This is a genomic window from Aeromonas sp. 97A (genome assembly GCF_051919185.1).
GTDB classification, from domain to species: domain Bacteria; phylum Pseudomonadota; class Gammaproteobacteria; order Enterobacterales; family Aeromonadaceae; genus Aeromonas; species Aeromonas veronii.
The window spans coordinates 2,767,155-2,785,785 of sequence record NZ_JBQBFF010000001.1 but is presented as its reverse complement, the minus strand read 5'-3'; the positions used below and the strand labels follow the sequence as shown (position 1 = coordinate 2,785,785).

At 60.5% G+C, this 18,631-nt stretch carries 16 protein-coding genes; 4 read left to right on the top strand and 12 right to left on the bottom strand.

The features are described from left to right. Window positions 1-61: 61 nt before the first annotated feature. A complete protein-coding gene (locus tag ACTG27_RS12400) occupies window positions 62-2,164 on the bottom strand; it encodes a methyl-accepting chemotaxis protein (RefSeq protein ID WP_439979748.1) in 2,103 nt (700 codons plus the stop codon). Window positions 2,165-2,437: 273 nt separating this feature from the next. On the opposite strand from ACTG27_RS12400, the gene gltX reads away from it, so the two are divergent. Next, window positions 2,438-3,853, top strand: a complete 1,416-nt coding sequence (gene gltX / locus ACTG27_RS12395) for a glutamate--tRNA ligase (RefSeq protein ID WP_439979747.1) — start codon at window positions 2,438-2,440, stop codon at window positions 3,851-3,853. Between the two features lie 172 nt (window positions 3,854-4,025). Here the strand turns inward: gltX and ACTG27_RS12390 are convergent, their stop codons facing one another. From ACTG27_RS12390 to ettA, 3 genes are all read right to left on the bottom strand, one after another. Further along, entirely contained in the window at window positions 4,026-5,369 is a 1,344-nt protein-coding gene (locus ACTG27_RS12390; protein WP_439979746.1) for an NCS2 family permease, read from the bottom strand. A gap of 264 nt (window positions 5,370-5,633) precedes the next feature. Next, window positions 5,634-5,963, bottom strand: coding sequence for a hypothetical protein (locus tag ACTG27_RS12385; protein WP_005343410.1), 330 nt, complete (start codon window positions 5,961-5,963; stop codon window positions 5,634-5,636). 93 nt (window positions 5,964-6,056) lie between these two features. After that, window positions 6,057-7,724, bottom strand: a complete 1,668-nt coding sequence (gene ettA / locus ACTG27_RS12380) for an energy-dependent translational throttle protein EttA (RefSeq protein ID WP_005358378.1) — start codon at window positions 7,722-7,724, stop codon at window positions 6,057-6,059. A gap of 243 nt (window positions 7,725-7,967) precedes the next feature. Here ettA and ACTG27_RS12375 point away from each other — a divergent pair, with 243 nt between their 5' ends. Together ACTG27_RS12375 and ACTG27_RS12370 are read left to right on the top strand one after the other, a co-directional pair. Continuing rightward, the gene (locus ACTG27_RS12375) at window positions 7,968-8,543 is read left to right on the top strand and encodes a Crp/Fnr family transcriptional regulator (protein WP_439979745.1); all 576 of its coding nucleotides are present in this window, start codon (window positions 7,968-7,970) and stop codon (window positions 8,541-8,543) included. A gap of 57 nt (window positions 8,544-8,600) precedes the next feature. Next, the gene (locus ACTG27_RS12370) at window positions 8,601-9,164 is read left to right on the top strand and encodes a YgjV family protein (protein WP_439979744.1); all 564 of its coding nucleotides are present in this window, start codon (window positions 8,601-8,603) and stop codon (window positions 9,162-9,164) included. Between the two features lie 8 nt (window positions 9,165-9,172). Here ACTG27_RS12370 and ACTG27_RS12365 read toward each other — a convergent pair whose 3' ends face one another. The 5 genes from ACTG27_RS12365 to ACTG27_RS12345 all read right to left on the bottom strand — a co-directional run bounded on the left by ACTG27_RS12365 (window position 9,173) and on the right by ACTG27_RS12345 (window position 13,683). Then, window positions 9,173-10,030, bottom strand: coding sequence for a lytic transglycosylase domain-containing protein (locus ACTG27_RS12365; protein WP_439979743.1), 858 nt, complete (start codon window positions 10,028-10,030; stop codon window positions 9,173-9,175). Window positions 10,031-10,185: 155 nt separating this feature from the next. Next, the gene (locus ACTG27_RS12360) at window positions 10,186-10,374 is read right to left on the bottom strand and encodes a hypothetical protein (protein ID WP_111901619.1); all 189 of its coding nucleotides are present in this window, start codon (window positions 10,372-10,374) and stop codon (window positions 10,186-10,188) included. A gap of 204 nt (window positions 10,375-10,578) precedes the next feature. Continuing rightward, entirely contained in the window at window positions 10,579-11,184 is a 606-nt protein-coding gene (locus tag ACTG27_RS12355; protein WP_439979742.1) for a DUF2076 domain-containing protein, read from the bottom strand. Window positions 11,185-11,281: 97 nt separating this feature from the next. After that, the gene (locus ACTG27_RS12350) at window positions 11,282-12,307 is read right to left on the bottom strand and encodes an NAD-dependent epimerase (protein WP_439979741.1); all 1,026 of its coding nucleotides are present in this window, start codon (window positions 12,305-12,307) and stop codon (window positions 11,282-11,284) included. Beyond that, complete coding sequence (locus ACTG27_RS12345) at window positions 12,304-13,683, bottom strand: UDP-glucose dehydrogenase family protein (RefSeq protein WP_439980516.1); 1,380 nt, start codon at window positions 13,681-13,683, stop codon at window positions 12,304-12,306. Before ACTG27_RS12345 ends, ACTG27_RS12350 begins: the two co-directional genes overlap by 4 nt. Before the next feature lie 242 nt (window positions 13,684-13,925). On the opposite strand from ACTG27_RS12345, the gene ACTG27_RS12340 reads away from it, so the two are divergent. Beyond that, the gene (locus ACTG27_RS12340; RefSeq protein ID WP_005349421.1) at window positions 13,926-14,537 is read left to right on the top strand and encodes a YitT family protein; all 612 of its coding nucleotides are present in this window, start codon (window positions 13,926-13,928) and stop codon (window positions 14,535-14,537) included. 101 nt (window positions 14,538-14,638) lie between these two features. On the opposite strand, the gene ACTG27_RS12335 is transcribed toward ACTG27_RS12340, so the two are convergent. Genes ACTG27_RS12335 through ACTG27_RS12325 form a run of 3 tightly spaced genes read right to left on the bottom strand, consistent with a single transcriptional unit; the run spans window position 14,639 to window position 18,589 of the window. After that, complete coding sequence (locus ACTG27_RS12335; protein WP_439979740.1) at window positions 14,639-15,685, bottom strand: ABC transporter ATP-binding protein; 1,047 nt, start codon at window positions 15,683-15,685, stop codon at window positions 14,639-14,641. Further along, entirely contained in the window at window positions 15,682-16,740 is a 1,059-nt protein-coding gene (locus tag ACTG27_RS12330) for an ABC transporter ATP-binding protein (protein ID WP_100654459.1), read from the bottom strand. Before ACTG27_RS12330 ends, ACTG27_RS12335 begins: the two co-directional genes overlap by 4 nt. 31 nt (window positions 16,741-16,771) lie before the next feature. Then, window positions 16,772-18,589 carry an extracellular solute-binding protein gene (locus ACTG27_RS12325; RefSeq protein WP_042054924.1) on the bottom strand — a complete coding sequence of 606 codons (1,818 nt, stop codon included), beginning with the start codon at window positions 18,587-18,589 and terminating at the stop codon, window positions 16,772-16,774. Window positions 18,590-18,631 lie beyond the last annotated feature (42 nt).

Genomic DNA, 18,631 nt, shown 5'->3' with positions numbered 1-18,631 from the left:
ATTCGTCGCCTATGGTAAACGGACTCGCCCCCGAGGGGGAGAGTCCTGAGGCGGAAAATTATCAGCTGAGACGAAATTGACCCAATAATTGCTGCAATTTGTCGGCCGCCTGACGCAATGCCTGACTGGCTTTGGCCGTTTCGGTCGCATCCTGAGCAATGTCGTTGGCCAGTGCGTTGGTTTTTGACAGGTTGCCGGAGACGGTTTCTGAGACCGAGCTCTGCTCTTCGGCGGCGGAGGCGATCTGATAGGTCATGTCGTTGATGGTGGAGATGGCCTGGTAGATGCTGCCGAGCGCCTCTTCCGCCAGATCCGCCTCGCCCACCGCCTGATGGGTCAGCTGCTGGCTCTGGGTGATGGCGTTGACTGCATTGGTGGAGCTGAGGCGGATCTTCTCTATCAACTCCTGGGTGTTCTGTACCGCCTGCTGGGTATTGCCCGCCAGTTTGCGCACCTCGTCGGCGACTACCGCAAAGCCGCGGCCCTGTTCGCCAGCCCGGGCAGCCTCGATGGCGGCGTTGAGGGCCAGCAGGTTGGTCTGATCGGCAATTCCCTGAATGACGGTGAGGATGCTGGTGATCTGGGCGCTGTCGTGGGCCAGCCCTTCCACCACTTCGGCCCCTTTCCCGGCTTCTGCCGCGACCTTGTGCATCGACTGGATCACCTGCTGGAAGCGCTCCTTGCCCTGATCGGCAGCGCTTTGCGCCTGTTTAGCCGAGTCGGCGGTATTGTTGGCGTGGGTGGCGACCTCCTGACTGACGTAGGACATCTCCTGCACCGCGGTCAGCATCTGCTCCATCTCCGCCTGATGGTGCTGCAGGTTGTTGTCGGTCTGACCGGCGATGCGATCGGTGTCACCGGCGTAGCGGTTCACCTCGCTGGCAGTCTTGAGCACATCCCCGAGCAGCCCTTGCAACTTGTCGATAAAGCGGTTGATCCCCTTGGCGAGATCCCCCAGCTCGTCGACAGATCGGGTTGCGAGACGTTTGGTGAGATCCCCTTCACCATCGGCGATATCATCCACCAGGCTGACCATCTGACGGATGGGGCCTGTGATGCTGCGGGCAATCACCAGCATGGTGGCCAGCGCCAGCACCAGTACGATAACGGCGCCCACCAATTGCTGGGTCACTGCGGCCCGGTTCATCTCATTGAGCTGGCTCTCCAGCTGATCGGCCCCCGCCAGTACCACCTTGTAGGGCAGGGTGACGATGATGGCCCAGTTGCGGCTCATTCCCGGCACCATGATGGGGACGGAAATACGGAATGACTCGTCCAGCTCCTGACGCTGAACTTCCGGTTTCAGGTACTGCTGCCACTGGTTGCCCAGCACCTTACTTGCGCTGCTGCCAAGCTGGCTGGCATCACCGCTGGTGCCGGTGATGACACCGGCGGCGCTGACGATCAGGGTCTCCCCCTGGCCATCATAGATATTGCTGTTGAGGCTTTTGGCCTGACGGCTGATGGAGTCCACCGCCAGATCGAGCGCTGCGATCCCCTTGAACTGACCATTCACCATGATGGGGGTGGTGATAGTGCTCACCAGCACCTGCTGACCGTTGATATCCACCTTGAAGGGATCGATCAGACAAGACCGGCCTTCCCGCTTTGGGCAGGCGTAGTAGTCGTTGGCGGGATTGCCGAATTCGTCCGGGTCGGTTTTTTCGATGGAGAGCAGCAGATCGGTACCGATTTGATCCTTGTCGCGATAGAAGTAGGGCACGAAGCGCCCCTTGTCATCACTGCCCAGCGCACTCTGGCCAGCAAAGCTGGCATCCTGACCGTCGAAACCGTTGGGCTCGAAGCCGGCAAAGGCGCCATAGAGCTGGGGCTCCAATGCCAGTTGTGCCTTGAGCAGGTCGGTGGCCTGCTGGCGATCCAGCGGCAGTTTGCCCTGTTGTTGCAGGGCGAGGGCGCTGGCCATCTGCTGGGTGTAGGAGAGCCCTTTTTGCAGCAGCTGGGTGATGGTGGCCGCCTCGGCGCGGGCATTGGCGCTGACCTTCTGCCATGCCTCCTGTTGCAGCGCTTCACGGCTGGAGCTGATGGTGAGTTGTTGGGTCTGTTGGCCGGAGTATTGGTTGAGCAGGATCAGGATGACCAGGGCTGCGGTCATGGCGATCCCGGCCATCACTAGAATGCGATTCTGGATAGAACGGAACTGCATCGTCTCTTCCTTGTTCGTGAGAAGTGTGGTGAGCGTTATTTGGGTATCGACCGGAGGAGGCAGCTCTCCAGCATTGTGCATAGCAAATCGGAAACGGGGCTTCGGTTTTGCGATCCTCTTCAAATATCGGGCTACAGATGCAAATGGCGACAGATTTAATCCCCTACTTTAGCCCGCAATGGCGTCATGGTTTTCCCATCCGTGATTGTCGGTGCTAAAATGCGACGGTTTTTTTAATGAATTGGCCCAAGGCCCTCTACACAAGGCTTAAAGATGAAAGTCAAAACCCGTTTTGCTCCCAGCCCGACCGGCTTTTTGCATGTCGGCGGTGCCCGTACCGCACTCTATTCCTGGTTGTTTGCAAAGAACCAGGGCGGTGAGTTCGTGCTGCGTATTGAGGATACCGACCTGGAACGTTCCACTCAGGAGGCGATCGACGCCATCATTGAGGGCATGGAATGGCTGGAGCTGAACTGGGATGAGGGCCCCTATTACCAGACCAAGCGCTTCGATCGCTACAACGGTCTGATCGACGAGATGCTGGCCGATGGCCGCGCCTACAAGTGCTATTGCTCCAAAGAGCGTCTGGAAGCGCTGCGTGAAGGCCAGATGGCCAACGGCGAGAAGCCCCGTTATGACGGCAAGTGCCGCGACCACGCCCACGATCACCCGGCCGATACGCCGCACGTGATCCGCTTCCGCAACCCGACCGAAGGTTCTGTGGTGTTCGATGACCACGTCCGTGGCCGCATCGAGTTCGCCAACACCGAGCTGGACGATCTGATTATCCGCCGTACCGACGGCGCGCCGACCTACAACTTCTGCGTAGTGGTCGATGACTGGGATATGGAGATCACCCACGTGGTGCGTGGTGAAGACCACATCAACAACACCCCGCGCCAGATCAACATCTACAAGGCACTGAATGCGCCGGTGCCGGAGTTTGCCCACGTCTCCATGATCCTGGGTGACGACGGTGCCAAGCTCTCCAAGCGCCACGGTGCCGTTTCCGTGATGCAGTACCGCGACGACGGCTACCTGCCGGAAGCGCTGCTGAACTATCTGGTACGTCTGGGCTGGTCCCACGGCGATCAGGAGATCTTCAGCCTGGACGAGATGATCAAGCTGTTCAGCCTGGATGCCATCTCCAAGTCCGCCTCTGCCTTCAACACCGACAAGCTGCTGTGGCTGAACAACCACTACATGCGCAGCCTGGATCCGACCTATGTGGCCAAGCATCTGGCATGGCACATGGAAAACCAGAAGATCGACACCAGCAATGGCCCGGCGCTGGCCGACGTGGTCACCCTGCTGGCCGAGCGCTGCAACACCCTGGTCGAGATGGCCGCCCAGAGCCGCTATCTGTTCGAAGATTTTGAGGCGATCGACGAAGCGGCAGCCAAGAAGCACCTGCGTGGCGTTGCTGCCGAGCCGCTGGCTCTGGCCAAGACCAAGCTGGCTGCACTGGATAGCTGGACCACCGAAGCGCTGCACGAGCTGATAGAAGCGACCGCCGCCGAGCTGGGTCAGGGCATGGGCAAGGTTGGTATGCCGCTGCGTGTGGCCGTCACCGGTCTGGGTCAGTCTCCTGCTATCGACGCGGTAATGGCGTTGGTAGGTAAAGAGCGTGTTCTCGCTCGTATCGACCGCGCACTGGCTTACATCGAAGCCCGCATGGCTGCCGAGTAAGTTCTGCCGATGTGGCAGGCGAGGGGATAACCCCGCTCTGCCGCATGCTGAATAGCAAAAATCCGAAACCACAGGTTTCGGATTTTTTTACGGCCAGCGCACAGGCCGAAAATACTTTGGATAAAAAAATGCCAGTCAACTGACTGGCATTTTTATTGGGACAGAGTGCCGCTTAGTGGCTGTCGACCCAGACGAACTTGAGCACGAACAGCAGGGCCACCACCAGCACGCAGGGGTTGATCTCGCGCCAGCGGCCGGTGCCCGCCTTCATCACGCAGTAGGAGATAAAGCCCACGGCGATCCCCTCGGTGATGGAGAAGCTGAACGGCATCATCACCGCGGTCATGAAGGCCGGTACCGCTTCGGTCAGATCTTCCCACTTCACCCTAGTCAGCTCGGAGCACATCAGCACGCCCACATAGATAAGGGCGCCAGCGGCGGCGTAGGCCGGCACCATGGCGGCGACTGGGGAGAAGAAGATCGCCAGCAGGAACAGCAGGCCGACCACAATGGCGGTCAGACCGGTACGGCCGCCGACGGCGACGCCGGAGCTGCTCTCGATAAAGGCGGTAACCGAGGAGGTGCCCATGAAAGCGCCGCCGACGGAGCTCACGCTATCCACCATCAGCGCCTGTTTCATGCGCGGGAAGTGGCCCTTTTCATCGGCCAGCTTGGCGCGGTTGGTGACGCCGATCAGGGTGCCGGAAGAGTCAAACAGGTTGACCAGCATAAAGGAGAAGATGATCCCGGCGAGGCTGATATCGAGCGAGCCCATCAGATCCAGCTGGCCGAACACCGGTTCGATGCTGGGGGGCATGGAGACAAAGCCCTTGAAGGTGACATCGCCAAACAGCCAGCCCAGACCCGTGGTGACCACAATGGCGATCAGCACGGCTGAGTGGACGCCGCGAGCGGAGAAGATGCAGATCAGGAAGAAACCGAGCAGACCCAGCAGGCAGGGCAGGGAGGTGAGGTTGCCCACGGTCACCATAGTCGCAGGGCTGGCCACGACGATCCCTGCGTTGTGCAGGCCGAGCAGGGCGATCAGCAGACCGATACCGGCGGTGATGCCGACCCGCAGGGTGAGCGGGATGTTGCCGATCAGCCAGTAGCGCACCCGCAGCAGGGTGAGGATCAACAGACCCATGGCACCCCAGAAGATGGTGCCCATGCCCACTTGCCAGGAGTAGCCCATACCCGCGACCACCACGAAGGCGAAGAAGGCGTTGAGGCCCATGGCGGGGGCCAGCGCGATCGGCAGGTTGGCCAACAGGCCCATCAGGATGCTGCCGATACCGGCGATGAGGCAGGTGGTGACGAACACGGCCTGGGTGTCCATGCCCGCCGCAGAGAGGATCTGCGGGTTGACGAACACGATATAGACCATGGTCAGGAAGGTGGTGATACCGGCAATCACTTCGGTACGGGCGGTAGTGCCATGGCCTTGCAGGGCAAACAGGCGCTCAAGCAATCCTTGCCCGGCGGCCTGATTGGCAGCTTGGTGTTGTTGATTCATGTTGGATTCCAATAGGTGACGTGAAATAAGCAGCAGGGGAACGGGCTATCCCATCCATGCGGGGTAAATTGCCCTGTTTCTGGCGGTTAAGTAACCAGACTCGTCCTGATACCGTGACAGCGCGCACATTTTTACACAGGCGGCGCCGTTTACAAACCCCGGATCTGCGAAGCAGATCAATGAATAGAGTAAAAATTCAAACGTTTGCTTTTTGAGCATGAAAAAAGGTTCTCAGCAGAGAACCTTTTATCGAAAATTGGGGGCTTACAGGGTTTTGAAGTAGCGCTCGACCAGCTGGGCCAGCACCGAGTCGAGCCGGTCTTGAACCTCACCCAGCTCGCGGCCGAAGCGGCGCAGAAAAAGGCTTGCCTGCTCTTCGGTCAGCTTGCGTCCCTCGATAAAGAACTCCTGCTCCGGTAGTTGCTTGTCGTAGCGGGGGATCAGCACCCAGCTCACCAGCTCGGGCTCCACGGCGGCAAAAATCTTGGCGGCAGCAGCACAGAAGGTCTCTATGTGCTCCTTGCCATCCGGCCCGAGGCAACCCGGTTCAACCCGGATCTGGATGGTGAGTTTTTTCTCTATAGGGGTCGTCATCGTGCTACATCCATGCAAAGGCATCCGTCTAGGATTGTAAGTCAAAAGGCAAGAGAAAGGGGAGCCGAAGCTCCCCTCAACACGCAGTCAGCCTTATTTGGCGATGCGCTTATATTTAGCGCGGTGCGGTTGGATAGCCTCGGCGCCGTAGGTCTTCTTCTTCCACTCTTCGTATTCGGTAAAGTTACCTTCGAAGAACTCGATCTTGCCCTCATCCTGATAGTCGAGGATGTGAGTGGCGATACGGTCGAGGAACCAGCGGTCGTGGGAGATGACCATGGCACAACCCGGGAACTCCAGCAGGGCGTTCTCGAGGGCGCGCAGGGTTTCGATATCCAGATCGTTGGTCGGTTCATCCAGCAGCAGCACGTTGCCGCCGGTCTGCAGCAGCTTGGCCAGATGCAGACGACCACGTTCACCACCGGAGAGTTCGCCAACCCGCTTCTGCTGGTCGGAACCCTTGAAGTTGAAGCGGCCGATGTAGGCGCGGCTCGGGAACTCGTAGTTGCCGATGCGCAGGATATCCTGACCGTCAGCGACCTCTTCGAATACCGTCTTCTTGTCATCCATGCTGTCGCGGAACTGATCGACAGAGGCCAGTACCACGGTTTCACCAAGCGTGATGGCGCCGGAATCCGGCTGCTCCTGACCCGACATCATGCGGAACAGGGTCGACTTACCGGCACCGTTCGGGCCGATGATGCCGACGATGGCACCCTTCGGAATGGCAAACGACAGATCGTCGATCAGTACACGATCACCGTAGGATTTGCGCAGGTTGGCCACTTCCACTACCTTGTCGCCGAGGCGCGGTCCGGGCGGAATGAACAGCTCGTTGGTCTCGTTGCGCTTCTGGTAGTCGTTGGTGTTGAGCTCTTCAAAGCGAGCCATACGGGCCTTGGACTTGGCCTGACGCCCTTTCGGGTTTTGACGAACCCACTCCAGCTCTTTCTCGATGGACTTGCGACGGGCCGCTTCGGAACTTGCTTCCTGCGCCAGACGGGCGTCCTTCTGCTCCAGCCAGGAGGAGTAGTTGCCTTCCCACGGGATACCTTCGCCGCGGTCCAGCTCCAGGATCCAGCCCGCCACGTTGTCGAGGAAGTAACGGTCGTGGGTGATCGCCACTACAGTGCCTTCGTAGTCGTGCAGGAAGCGCTCGAGCCAGGCCACGGATTCCGCATCCAGGTGGTTGGTCGGTTCGTCCAGCAGCAGCATGTCCGGCTTTTCCAGCAGCAGACGGCAGAGTGCCACACGGCGGCGCTCACCACCGGAGAGGTGCTTGATCTTGGCATCCCAGGCCGGCAGGCGCAGGGCATCGGCCGCGCGCTCCAGCTGGTTTTCCATGTTGTGGCCACCCTGAGCCTGGATGATGGCTTCCAGCTCGCCCTGTTCGCGGGCCAGCTTGTCAAAGTCGGCATCCGGGTCGGCGTAGGCTGCATAGACCTCGTCCAGACGGGCCATGGCGCGCTTCACTTCGCCAACGGCCTCTTCGACCGCCTCGCGTACGGTCTGCTCCGGATCCAGCTTCGGCTCCTGCGGCAGGTAGCCAATCTTGATGCCGGGCTGCGGACGGGCTTCCCCTTCGATCTCGGTGTCGATGCCTGCCATGATGCGCAGCAGGGTCGATTTACCGGCGCCGTTCAGACCCAGAACGCCGATCTTGGCGCCCGGGAAGAAGCTCAAGGAGATGTTCTTGAGAATATGACGCTTGGGCGGCACTACCTTGCCGACCCGGTTCATGGTGTAAATAAATTGAGCCATTGGCTAATTCTCTTCCTTTTCAGCAGGTTAATGTCTTGGCATTAACAGACTGATGTCGTGGTGGGGCCAGGTCGACACGCCGTCAACCGGGTTCCAAAAAACCCGTCGATTGTAAACCAACGGACGAGGGGGGGCAAAGGCGGCACCCGGCTATGTCCCCCCTTTGCCAACAGGGTCACGCCTTGCTGCATCAGTCGTGCAATTTGGGCATGATGTGGGCTGCCGTTTTGTTCCGGAGCCGTCATGAAACCATCCCCTCAAGTCCCCTCACTGGCAGCTTTTCTCTGCACAATGGGATTGGACGCCGCGCTGAGCGAAGCCATCAGCCTGCGCTTGCCACGGCAGACGCTGCGCGCCGGTCAGGCACTGTTGGCGCAAGGGGCAGAGCAGGAGGCGGCCTTCTATATCGAAGCGGGCATCGTTCGCGCCTGCCACTACACCCGGGACGGACAGGAGCGCTGCAAGGAGTTCTACTTCGAAGGGGAGCTCTGCCTGCTCTATGACAGCTGGCTCACGGGGGCGCCCGCCCGCTACCAGCTGGAGGCGCTGACGGAGTTGCAGGTGGTGCGGGTGCCGCTCGCCCTGCTGGATGAGCCCGCCTGGCAGTCGGTCTGCATGGCCCTGTTGCGCCAGCAGCTCGGTTACAAGGAGCGCAAGGAGGCGTTTTTGCTGCTCCACTCCCCCGAAGAGCGTTATCGGGAGCTCTGCCACACCTTCCCTCACTGGCCGGCGCGGCTCACTCAGGTACAGCTCGCCAACTACATCGGCATCAGCCCGGTCACCCTGTCACGGATCCGCAGGCGCATTAACACGGGTTAATGCCGCTCTCCGACCCCTCCCTCATGCTGTGCCATCCAAATGACGGATGAGGTGTGGATGATGTCGCTGTTTCTGTGGTCGCAACTGGTGGTGAGTCTGGCCTTGTTGCTCGATCTGTTGTCGTTTCAGTTGCGGGATCGCCGCAGGATCCTGGCCTGTCTGGCCCTCTCCTGTGCCCTCAATGCCGGTCACTTTGCCCTGCTCGGGCAGTGGTCTGCCGCCAGCCTGTTGCTGCTGGCCAGCGTACGCTTTCTGGTCAGCATCTGGCTGGTTCGCCGCATCTTGATGTGGTTTTTCATGGGGTTGGCCTGTGCGGCTGCGCTGGCGACCTATCAGGGCGTACTCTCATTGATCGGGCTGCTGGCCAGCCTGCTGCAAACCCGGGCCGCGTTTTGCCCGGATGATCGCCAACTGCGGCGCTGGATGCTGCTCGGTACCCTCTGCTGGCTGATCAACAACCTGCTGGTGGGCTCACCGGTCGCCGCACTGATGGAGGGGCTGTTTCTGGTCAGCAATTTGGTGGGTTACTACCGCCACTATGGCTTCGATTATTGGGGGCGTGGCCGCCACAGTGGCCGCAGAAAGAGGCGTGTGCCGCCTTCCGGTCGGGCGACCTTCTGATTTTCCGCTCAGGGCTGTTTGTGGCCAGCGAAGTAGAGCACCCGTTTCACGTACTCCTGCGTCTCGTCATAGGGTGGGATCCCGCCATAGCGCTCCACCGCTTTTTCCCCGGCATTGTAGGCTGCCGAGATCAGCACCCAGTCGCCATCGAAACGGCGATCCAGCCATTTGAGATAACTGACGCCACCCTTGATGTTCTGAGCAGGATCAAAGGGTTGAGTGACACCAAAACGTTGCTGGGTTTCGGGGATCAGCTGCATCAGCCCCTGAGCATTCTTGGGTGAAACGGCGCGGCTGTTGAGATTGGATTCGGCGATGGCAATCGCCAGTACCAGCCGGGCATCCACCTTATGGTGTTTGGCGGCGTGACGCAGCATGGTGACCAGCTTTTGCTTGGCGGGGGGCTGGCGGGCAACCCAGGAGTCGACATTGAAGGGGGTGGAAGGGAGCCCGGCCAGATAGCCACCCTGCCCGCCATGGATCCCGATGCCACACCGCTCTCCCATAGGGGCATTGCCGATGCGGGCGTTGTAGTAACGGGCGGCCTGTTGGTTGCCCAGGCGCATCGCCATGGCGAGATAACTGTTGGCCAACCTGGCGCTGCGTACCGAGGCGGGGCCGGTGGCGAGCAGGCGGCCGATCCGGAAATATCCCTCTGGGTTGCCACTGCTGGCGGCGACACAGTAGAAGGCGATGGCTTTTTGCAGATTGCCGTGTTGCTGGGCCACTTGACCCTGCTTGATCGCCGTCAGCGCCTTGGGGGCCTGTCTGAAATCCCTGCCTTGTGCCATCGCCCGCGGCGTACCTGCCAGTAACAACGACAAAAAAAGCAGCAAAAACAGTCCGTTTTCGCTGATGTGCCTCATGGGTTATCTCCTGTTTGAGTACAGAAGATATAGAGGAACATGGCTGCTATCGCCACGAACCCAGAGGATCCTGTTGTTATAGCCGGTTGATTTCAGAGAACAAAACGGTATGGAACTAACGGTATCTCGACCGTTTCACACCATTTTTCATCCGGTTAGAAGTCGTGGTGATACTCCTGTTCATCCTGCACCGTGGGAGGAAGCGTGTGATAGAAGCTGCCAATTTCGCTGACAACCCAGAGCGAAAGCAGGGCCAGCAGGCTGAGCAGGGGAAGCAGAGAGTGGCTCTGGGTCAGGGCATAGGCCGCAATGGCGGCACCGGTCAAAAGCAGGGTTCGGATCATGAGGTGGCTCCTTGTCGTCATGGGGGTGTTGCGTGGCCACGGACAGAGCGCCTGGGGTCGGGAGTTGTTCCCGGGTGGCACGAAGCGCGCTGAGTATATCGCGTCATGCCGCTGCCGATCCGTGGTGTCATCACACTTTCCATAGTCATGGGTTTCGTATCGAGTTGGGCCCCGCCAGATGCGGAGCCAGTAATGGTTTGACGGTCAGAAGAAACCGCCGTTGCTATCGTCGCTGTCGGCCCAGCCGCCACTCTGGCTATCGTCGTCGAGAAAATTGCTGCCAACATCGGGAGGTGAATCCCAGCTGTCCCAGCGTACCGGTTCTGCATCGACCGGATTGGCAATGGGCGCTGGCTCTATGATGTCGATGATCTCCTCGGGCCGGTTGCTGTGAAACAGTCCGCCGATCATATCGGCCAACATGACGCCACCGGCCACACCCGCGGCGGTTTGCAGGGCGCCCCCTAAAAAGGAGCTGGTACGGGATGCTGGCTGGGCAGGAGCGGATGCCGGTGGCGGCGTAAAGCGCGGGGGCGGGCTGCTTTCGCTACCAAACAGGCCGGAGAGAAAACTGCCGCCATTTGGGGCGCTCTGGCTGGCTTCCAGCTCCTTGACCCGCTCGTTGAGGCGAGTAAGAGCAGCCTGCTGAATTAGCAGCGCCTGGGCCATGTAGTAGGGGGCATCGGGCTGCTGGGCCAGATGCTGGCGGATCAGCTGATCCGCTTGTTGGTCTCGCTTGCTATCCCTGGCTTGCGCTTGCTTGAGGCGGTCGAACAGTCCATCGATCAGACCCTGTTCCTGTGATTGCATCTCAAATCCTCGCTATGGTGCGCAGACAGTGCGTTCAGCCATCCTAAAACCCGCGGGGCATCAGTGGTATCTGATTAACTCATCAATGACCGAGGGGCTACCCGCGCTCGTCAGCGGTGGGCCGATAGTAGTCGAGATACCAGCGGACAAACTCGGCAACACCTTGCTTGAGAGGCGTAGCGGGGCGCAGGCCGGTGAGGGTGTGCAGCGGCTCGCTGTCGGCCCAGGTGGCGTGCATGTCGCCTGCCTGCATCGGCAGCATCCGTTTGATAGCGGGTTTGCCGATGGCCTCTTCCAGTGCCTCGATAAAATCGAGCAGCCGTACCGGCTGGCCGTTGCCGATATTGAGGATGCGGTAGGGGGCTGCGCTCTCGGCCGCGTTCTGCTCGCTGGCGTGCCTATCGGGATTTGGGCGGGGCGGCTGATCGGCGACGGCAAGGATCCCCGCGACGATGTCGTCGATAAAGGTGAAGTCGCGGCTGAGATCGCCGTGGTTGTATACGTCGATGGGCTCACCCGCGAGGATGGCTCGGGTGAACTTGATGATGGCCATGTCGGGGCGGCCCCAGGGGCCGTAGACGGTAAAGAAGCGCAGCCCTGTGGTGGGCAGGCCATAGAGCGCCGAGTAGGCGTGGGCCATCAGCTCGCCGCTCTTTTTGGTGGCGGCATAGAGGGAGACGGGGTGATCCACCTGCTGCGCAGTGGAGTAGGGCATCTGATCCCCCATGCCATAGACCGAGCTGGAGGAGGCGTAGAGCAGATGCTGAATCCCGTGGTGACGACACCCCTCCAGCACCGTCAGCATACCGGTGAGGTTGCTGTCGGCATAGGCGAACGGATTGTCGATTGAGTAGCGCACCCCCGCTTGCGCCCCCAGATGGAGCACCCGCTCGAAGCGATGGCGGGCAAACAGGGCCGCCATGGCTTCACGATCCGCCAGATCCAGCCGCTCGAAGTGAAAATGGGGGAAACTGGCCAGCTGGGCCAGCCGCGCCTCTTTCAGACTCACCGCGTAGTAGTCGTTGAGGTTGTCGATGCCCACCACCCGATGACCTGCGGCGCACAGCTGGTTGGCCACGTGAAAGCCGATAAAACCGGCGACGCCGGTGACCAGATAGATCATGGTTTAGTCTCCGGGTTGCAACTGGTGTTGGCAGGCTGCTTTTTGGCGGGAAGATGTGGCCGCCCGATGGCGTGATAGTCAAACCCGAGCTCGCTGAGCTGGCGGGGGTCATAGAGGTTGCGGCCATCGATGATGACGGGCTGGTTGAGCAGGGCCTTCAACTGCTGGAAATCGGGGGCGCGAAACGCCTGCCACTCGGTACAGATCAGCAGAGCATCGGCCCCTTCCAGCGCAGCTTCCTGAGTCGGGCAGAGCAGCAGATCCGGCCGCTGGCCGTAAAGCTCATGGGTACGCCCCATCGCTTTGGGATCAAAGGCCTGCACCCGGCCACCGGCAGCCCAGATGGCGGCCAGCAGCGGGCGGCTCGGCGCATCGCGCATATCGTCTGTGCCGGGTTTGAACGCCAGTCCCCACAGGGCAAAGGTGTGGCCACGCAGATCCGGGCCGAAGCGGGTCAGCAGGGTTTGCGCCATCTTCTGTTGCTGGCGCTGGTTGACCTGCTCGACCGCCGCTAAAAGCGGGGCGTCGCAGCCGACACTCGCCGCGGTATGGCGCAACGACTTGATATCTTTGGGGAAGCAGGAGCCGCCGTAGCCGCAGCCCGGGTAGATAAAGTGGTAACCGATGCGGGGATCGGCCCCCATCCCCTGGCGCACTGCCTCGATATCGGCCCCCAGCTGCTCGGCGAGGGCCGCCATCTCGTTCATAAAGGAGATCTTGGTGGCCAGCATGGCGTTGGCGGCGTACTTGGTGAGCTCGGCGCTGCGTAGATCCATCACCACGATCCGGTCGTGATTGCGGTTGAAGGGGGCGTAGAGGGCGCGCAACTGCTCAAGCGCCCGCTCGCTGTCACAGCCGATGATGATGCGATCCGGCCGCATGCAGTCGTTGACCGCCGCTCCCTCCTTGAGAAACTCGGGATTGGCCGCCACCTCGCAGGCGAGGGTCAGCCCACGCTCGGCCAACTGTAGCTCAATATGTTCCCTTACTTGTTGCGCCGTGCCGACCGGTACTGTGCTCTTGGTCACCACCAGCTTGGGGCTGCTCATCAGTCGGCCTATGGTGTCGGCCACAGACAGCACATGTTGCAGGTCGGCCGAGCCATCCTCGTCAGCCGGGGTGCCCACGGCGATCAGCAGCAGGTCGGCGTGTGCCACGGCAATGGCGGGATCGACCGTGAAGCTCAGGCGGCCGCTGGCCAGATGACTCTCGACCAGCGTGGCCAGCCCCGGCTCGTAGAAGGGGATCTGCCTCAGCCTGAGGGCGGCGATCCGTTCATCATCCACATCCACGCAGCAGACCTGATGGCCCACCTCGGCCAGAACGGCGGCCTGCACCAGCCCGACATAGCCTGTGCCAAAAATGGTGACCTTCATGAAAAGTGCCTCGTGCTGTGAATGGGGGATGGCGCGCTTAAACCGCGGCATGCTGCATCTTGGTGCAGCGAGTGTCAATGCCAGATGACAGGCACCAGAATGGGGCGTTCAGCCTGACTGTTGTGATCCTTTTCACAAAAAATAGACTGGACCCCATAACGAAGCCCTGTGGACAGGGCTCGCAGCCCGCCCGCAACGGCAGGCGACAGACACTCTCTCTTTACTTCGCTTGGATACAGGTTATGGACAACACCTCGATTCGCACTGCCCATCCTATTTATGAGGATGTGCTGGCCCTGCTGACGGCGGCCGGCTTTGTTTCCCTCGGCATCTTTCTGTTTCATCAGGTTGGCCTGCTCACCGGCGGGACTGCCGGGCTGGCGCTGTTGCTGCAAAAGGTGACCGGTATCAGCTTCGGCCTGCTGTTTTTCGGCATCAACCTGCCCTTCTACGCGCTGGCATGGCTGCGGATGGGGCCACGTTTTACCTTCAACACCTTTGTCTCGGTGGCGGCGGTCTCCTACATGACCGATCACCTCAACGGGGTGCTGCAGATCGGCAAGATAGAGCCTCTCTATGCGGCGCTGATCGGCGGCACCCTGATCGGCATGGGGCTGCTCATCATGTTTCGCCACAAGTCGAGTCTGGGGGGCTTCAACATTCTGGCGCTCTTTATTCAGGATCGCTTTGGCATCCGGGCGGGCAAGCTGCAGATGGGGCTCGATTGCGCCATTGTTGTTGCCTCGTTTTTCGTGGTGCAGCCCTGGATCCTGGCGCTCTCCATCGTGGCGGCGGTTATCTGTAATCTGGTGTTGACACTCAACCACAAGCCCGGCCGTTACCAGATTGCCTGACAAGCTGCGGCAGTGGCTCGATAAGACAAGCGTGACCCGATAGCACGAGGCGGCCTGATGGCCGCCTCGTCTGTTTCTACCCTGGCGTTTGTTCGCTGCGCCTAGCTCGCCTGTTCCAGCCTGCTGTCGCCGCTCATGGCGTTGTCACTGATGGCGCTGCCGCTGATAGCGTGACCACCGACGGCGAGCGGGGTGTGACAGGCCACCTGATGATGGGACTCATCACGCGCCTCAAGCCTTGGCGCCTTGCTTTTGCACAGCTCGGTCGCATGGGGACAGCGCTGGTGGAAGTGGCAGCCGCTTGGCGGCGAGATGGGGGAGGGCACATCGCCGGTCAGCAGAATGCGCTGGCTGCGCCTGCGCGGGTCCGGCACCGGAATGGCGGAGATTAGCGCCTGAGTATAGGGGTGGCGCGGCGTCAGATAGAGTGACTGGGCATCCGCCAGCTCGACGATGCGTCCCAGATACATCACTGCGATGCGATCCGAGATATGTTTGACCACCGACAGATCGTGGGCGATGAAGATGATGGAGAGGTTCATCTCCCGCTGCAGGCTGAGCAGCAGGTTGACGATCTGCGACTGCACCGAGACATCGAGGGCCGAGACCGCCTCGTCACACACCAGCAGCTTGGGCTTGAGAGCGATGGCGCGGGCGATGCCGATCCGCTGGCGCTGACCGCCGGAAAACTCGTGGGGGTAGCGATCCACCGCGCTGCCCGGCAGGCCCACTTTTGCCAGCAACTCCTGCACCCAGCCGCGGCGCTGCTCAGTGTTGCCTTTACCGTGGATGATAAAGGGCTCCTCCAAAATTTGGCCCACGGTGTGGCGGCTGTTGAGAGATTCTGCAGGATCCTGAAACACCATCTGCATCTCCTGGCGCAGGGATCGCATCTCCTTCGGGCTGAGGGCGGTGATATCGCGCCCCTCGAAGGTGATGGTGCCCGCGGTCGGCTCGAACAGCTTGAGCAGGCTGCGCCCGAGGGTGGACTTGCCGCAGCCCGACTCACCCACCAGCCCCAGCGTCTCTCCCTGTTTCAGGTCGAAGCTGATGCCATCCACCGCGTGAACCGTATATTGCTTGCGCAGGAAGCCGCCTCCCAGCCGGAAGTGCTGTTTCAGATCCCTGACCGATAACAGAGTGCTCATACGGTCAACTCCTTCCAGTAGTGACAGGCGACATGGTGGCGCGAATTGAGTTGCTCCACCGCCGGAATGGCGCTGATGCAGAGATCGGTCGCATGGGGGCAGCGGTTGGAGAAGCGGCAGCCTGCGGGCATCTCGTGCAGGGCAGGCACCTGTCCCTTGATGGTCTTGAGCAGGCTCTTGGGCTCATCCTCAAGGCGCGGGATCGAGCTCATCAAGCCGTGGGTATAGGGGTGACGGGGGTGGTCAAACAGCTCGAACACGTCGGCCTGCTCCACCGCCCGCCCGGCATACATCACCACCACTTCGTCGCACAGCTCAGCTACTACCCCCAGATCGTGGGTGATAAAGATGATGGCCATGCCGGTCTGGGCCTGCAGCTCTTTCATCAGTTCGAGGATCTGGGCCTGAATGGTGACATCCAGCGCCGTGGTCGGCTCGTCACAGATAAGCAGGTCCGGCTCGCAGGAGAGTGCCATGGCGATCATCACCCGCTGGCGCATGCCGCCGGAGAGGTTGTGGGGATAGACCGCAAAGCGCTGGGCCGGCTCAGGGATCCCCACCTTCTGCAGCATGGCGATGGCCGCGGCTTTGCGCTGGGCCTTGTCATATTCGGGGCGATGGAGGCGAAACACCTCCATCAGCTGCTCACCGACCGTCTGCACCGGGTTGAGGGCCGTCATCGGCTCCTGAAAGATCATCGAGATGCGGTTGCCGCGCACCTTGTACATCTGATCCGGTGCAAGCGACAGCAGCTCCTCCCCCTGAAAGCGGATGGAACCGGCGACTACCTGACCGTGGGGCTTGGGCAAGAGCCCCATGATGGCGAGTGAAGTGACACTCTTGCCACAGCCGGACTCGCCGACGATCCCCAGCGTCTGACCCGGGGCCACCTTGAAGCTGACCCCGTCGAGCACCTTGATCTTGCCGTCATCGACGGCGAACTCCACCTCAAGATCGCGTACTTCGAGGATTGGGGCCTGGTGCTGGCCGTTATCAGCGGCGAACTCCCCCCCGTTATCCGGTACGTCAAGAATGGGGGCCTGAGTGTTGGGCATAACGGCTGCTCCCTTCGCTATGGCCTGAATATCAATGACGTGCATAGGTCTTGTCGAGCAGGTTGATGGGCGCCAGCGCCTCCCCTGCCTCCTTGGCGTTGCGGGTCTCTTCCTTCACCTTGGGATCGAGCCAGAGCAGACCGCCACTACTGTGAGGATAACCGTCCATCGGCCAGTAGAGCAGATCCGGCGTGTTCTTGGTGGCAGGCACTTCCGGCAGCATCACATAACGCCAGCTGCTGGCCCGCACATAGTTGAGCTGCACCCCGGGCACGAAGATGGCGAGGTCATAGATGCGCTGCTGGATCTGCTGGGAGAGCTTGGCCCGCTTGGCCATGTCGAATTCGACGTTGTAGGCATCGATCAGCGCGTCCAGCTCCTTGTCAGCCACGTTGAACAGGTTGTTGGTCTGCGGTTTGTTGGCGTTGGCGGAGTGGAAAAACTCCCAATATTGCGGATAGAGACCGCCGCCGCCCCAACCGAGCCAGGCCGCCTCGTGTTTCTTCTCCAGCATCACCTTGAAGCCGGTGGCGCCATCCACCAGGTTAAGCTCCAGATCCAGACCCGCCTTCTTGGCCTCCTCTTTCAGCACGGTCAGTCGCTTGGAGTGCTCCTGACTGGTGTAGGTGAGCGCCAGCGTCAGCCGCTCTCCCTTCTCATTTTGCAGGATGCCGTCCGGCCCCGGCTTGTTATAGCCGCCCTTGGCAAAGTACTCCCGCGCCTTGCCGATGTCATAAGCCCGCTCAGGCAACGTGATGTCAGTGAACTCGCCAAAGCCCGAGTCGAAGGTGGTGGCTCTGTCGTAATCGCCGCGCAGCACGGTCTCGATCATCTTGTCGATATTGAAGGCGTGCTGGATGCCGAGGCGCACGTTTACGTCCGCCAGCTTGGGGTTGGCCACATTGAGGTGAACCCCCTGACCGCCCTGTTTGGTGTCGGTCATGGCCATTACCTTCTGCACGTAGCCTTTTTTGTACTCCGGGGTGACCGCTTTTTCATGCCACCAGTTGGGCAGGATCATCTCGAAGGTATCGATCTCCCCTTTCAGGAAGTGGCGGAAGGCGATGTTGTGGTCGCGGATCACCTGCACCTTGATGGTGTCGATGTTGAATCTGTGCTGGTTGTAGCGATCATCCTTTGCCCACCAATCCTTCTGCTTGCTGAAGGTGACCGACTTGCCCTTCTTGACGTCGCTGATCACGTAGGGACCTGTGGTGGGCACCACGGCCCAGTTGTACTGCTTCACCCAGTTGGGGGTCAGCTTGTAATAGTGCTTGGGCTGGGGCCACAGCTCGGTGGTGTTGAGCAGGTCCATCTTGGCCTTGCGGTTGCCCGCTTTGACCATAATGGTGTGATCATCGATCTTCTCTACCGCTACCACTTCGGTGGTGTAGTAGTTGTTGAACCAGGGCCCCTTGATGTGTTTGGAGCGCATCATCTCGTAGCCGAAGGTGTAGTCATCGGCATTGACCGGCTTGCCATCCGACCATTTGGCTCGCGGATCCAGCTTGAAGTAGACGGTCTGGCTGTCTGGCGCTATGGCCCAGTGGGTCGCCAGCGAGGGGATGGGGTTGCCGGTATTGGGGTGGAAGCTGATGAGCCGTAGTTGGTTATCGAGAATAAAGGAGCGGAACGATCCGTTGGAATCTGGCCCCACGGTGCGAAACGTCAGCGGAAAGCTCTCCACAAACATATTGAGGCTGCCGCCCGGCAGCGCCTTGGGGGAGGCGAACACCGGATCCGTGTCGTTGGTCTCCCATTTGAGATCCGCGGGCAGGCTGGCCGCCCAGACCCAGGATCCGTTTACCAGCACAAAGAGAGCACCTATCCATTTGATTTTATTTTTCATGTTTGACTTCCAGGTCTGGCCCCTGCACTGGGGGTCTTGATT

Bases quoted from the DNA above. Each gene is read 5' to 3' on its own strand.
- ACTG27_RS12400 (WP_439979748.1), bottom strand. From the start codon at position 2,164: ATGCAGTTCCGTTCTATCCAGAATCGCATTCTAGTGATGGCCGGGATC.
- gltX (WP_439979747.1), top strand. From the start codon at position 2,438: ATGAAAGTCAAAACCCGTTTTGCTCCCAGCCCGACCGGCTTTTTGCAT.
- ACTG27_RS12390 (WP_439979746.1), bottom strand. From the start codon at position 5,369: ATGAATCAACAACACCAAGCTGCCAATCAGGCCGCCGGGCAAGGATTG.
- ACTG27_RS12385 (WP_005343410.1), bottom strand. From the start codon at position 5,963: ATGACGACCCCTATAGAGAAAAAACTCACCATCCAGATCCGGGTTGAA.
- ettA (WP_005358378.1), bottom strand. From the start codon at position 7,724: ATGGCTCAATTTATTTACACCATGAACCGGGTCGGCAAGGTAGTGCCG.
- ACTG27_RS12375 (WP_439979745.1), top strand. From the start codon at position 7,968: ATGAAACCATCCCCTCAAGTCCCCTCACTGGCAGCTTTTCTCTGCACA.
- ACTG27_RS12370 (WP_439979744.1), top strand. From the start codon at position 8,601: ATGATGTCGCTGTTTCTGTGGTCGCAACTGGTGGTGAGTCTGGCCTTG.
- ACTG27_RS12365 (WP_439979743.1), bottom strand. From the start codon at position 10,030: ATGAGGCACATCAGCGAAAACGGACTGTTTTTGCTGCTTTTTTTGTCG.
- ACTG27_RS12360 (WP_111901619.1), bottom strand. From the start codon at position 10,374: ATGATCCGAACCCTGCTTTTGACCGGTGCCGCCATTGCGGCCTATGCC.
- ACTG27_RS12355 (WP_439979742.1), bottom strand. From the start codon at position 11,184: ATGCAATCACAGGAACAGGGTCTGATCGATGGACTGTTCGACCGCCTC.
- ACTG27_RS12350 (WP_439979741.1), bottom strand. From the start codon at position 12,307: ATGATCTATCTGGTCACCGGCGTCGCCGGTTTTATCGGCTTTCACGTG.
- ACTG27_RS12345 (WP_439980516.1), bottom strand. From the start codon at position 13,683: ATGAAGGTCACCATTTTTGGCACAGGCTATGTCGGGCTGGTGCAGGCC.
- ACTG27_RS12340 (WP_005349421.1), top strand. From the start codon at position 13,926: ATGGACAACACCTCGATTCGCACTGCCCATCCTATTTATGAGGATGTG.
- ACTG27_RS12335 (WP_439979740.1), bottom strand. From the start codon at position 15,685: ATGAGCACTCTGTTATCGGTCAGGGATCTGAAACAGCACTTCCGGCTG.
- ACTG27_RS12330 (WP_100654459.1), bottom strand. From the start codon at position 16,740: ATGCCCAACACTCAGGCCCCCATTCTTGACGTACCGGATAACGGGGGG.
- ACTG27_RS12325 (WP_042054924.1), bottom strand. From the start codon at position 18,589: ATGAAAAATAAAATCAAATGGATAGGTGCTCTCTTTGTGCTGGTAAAC.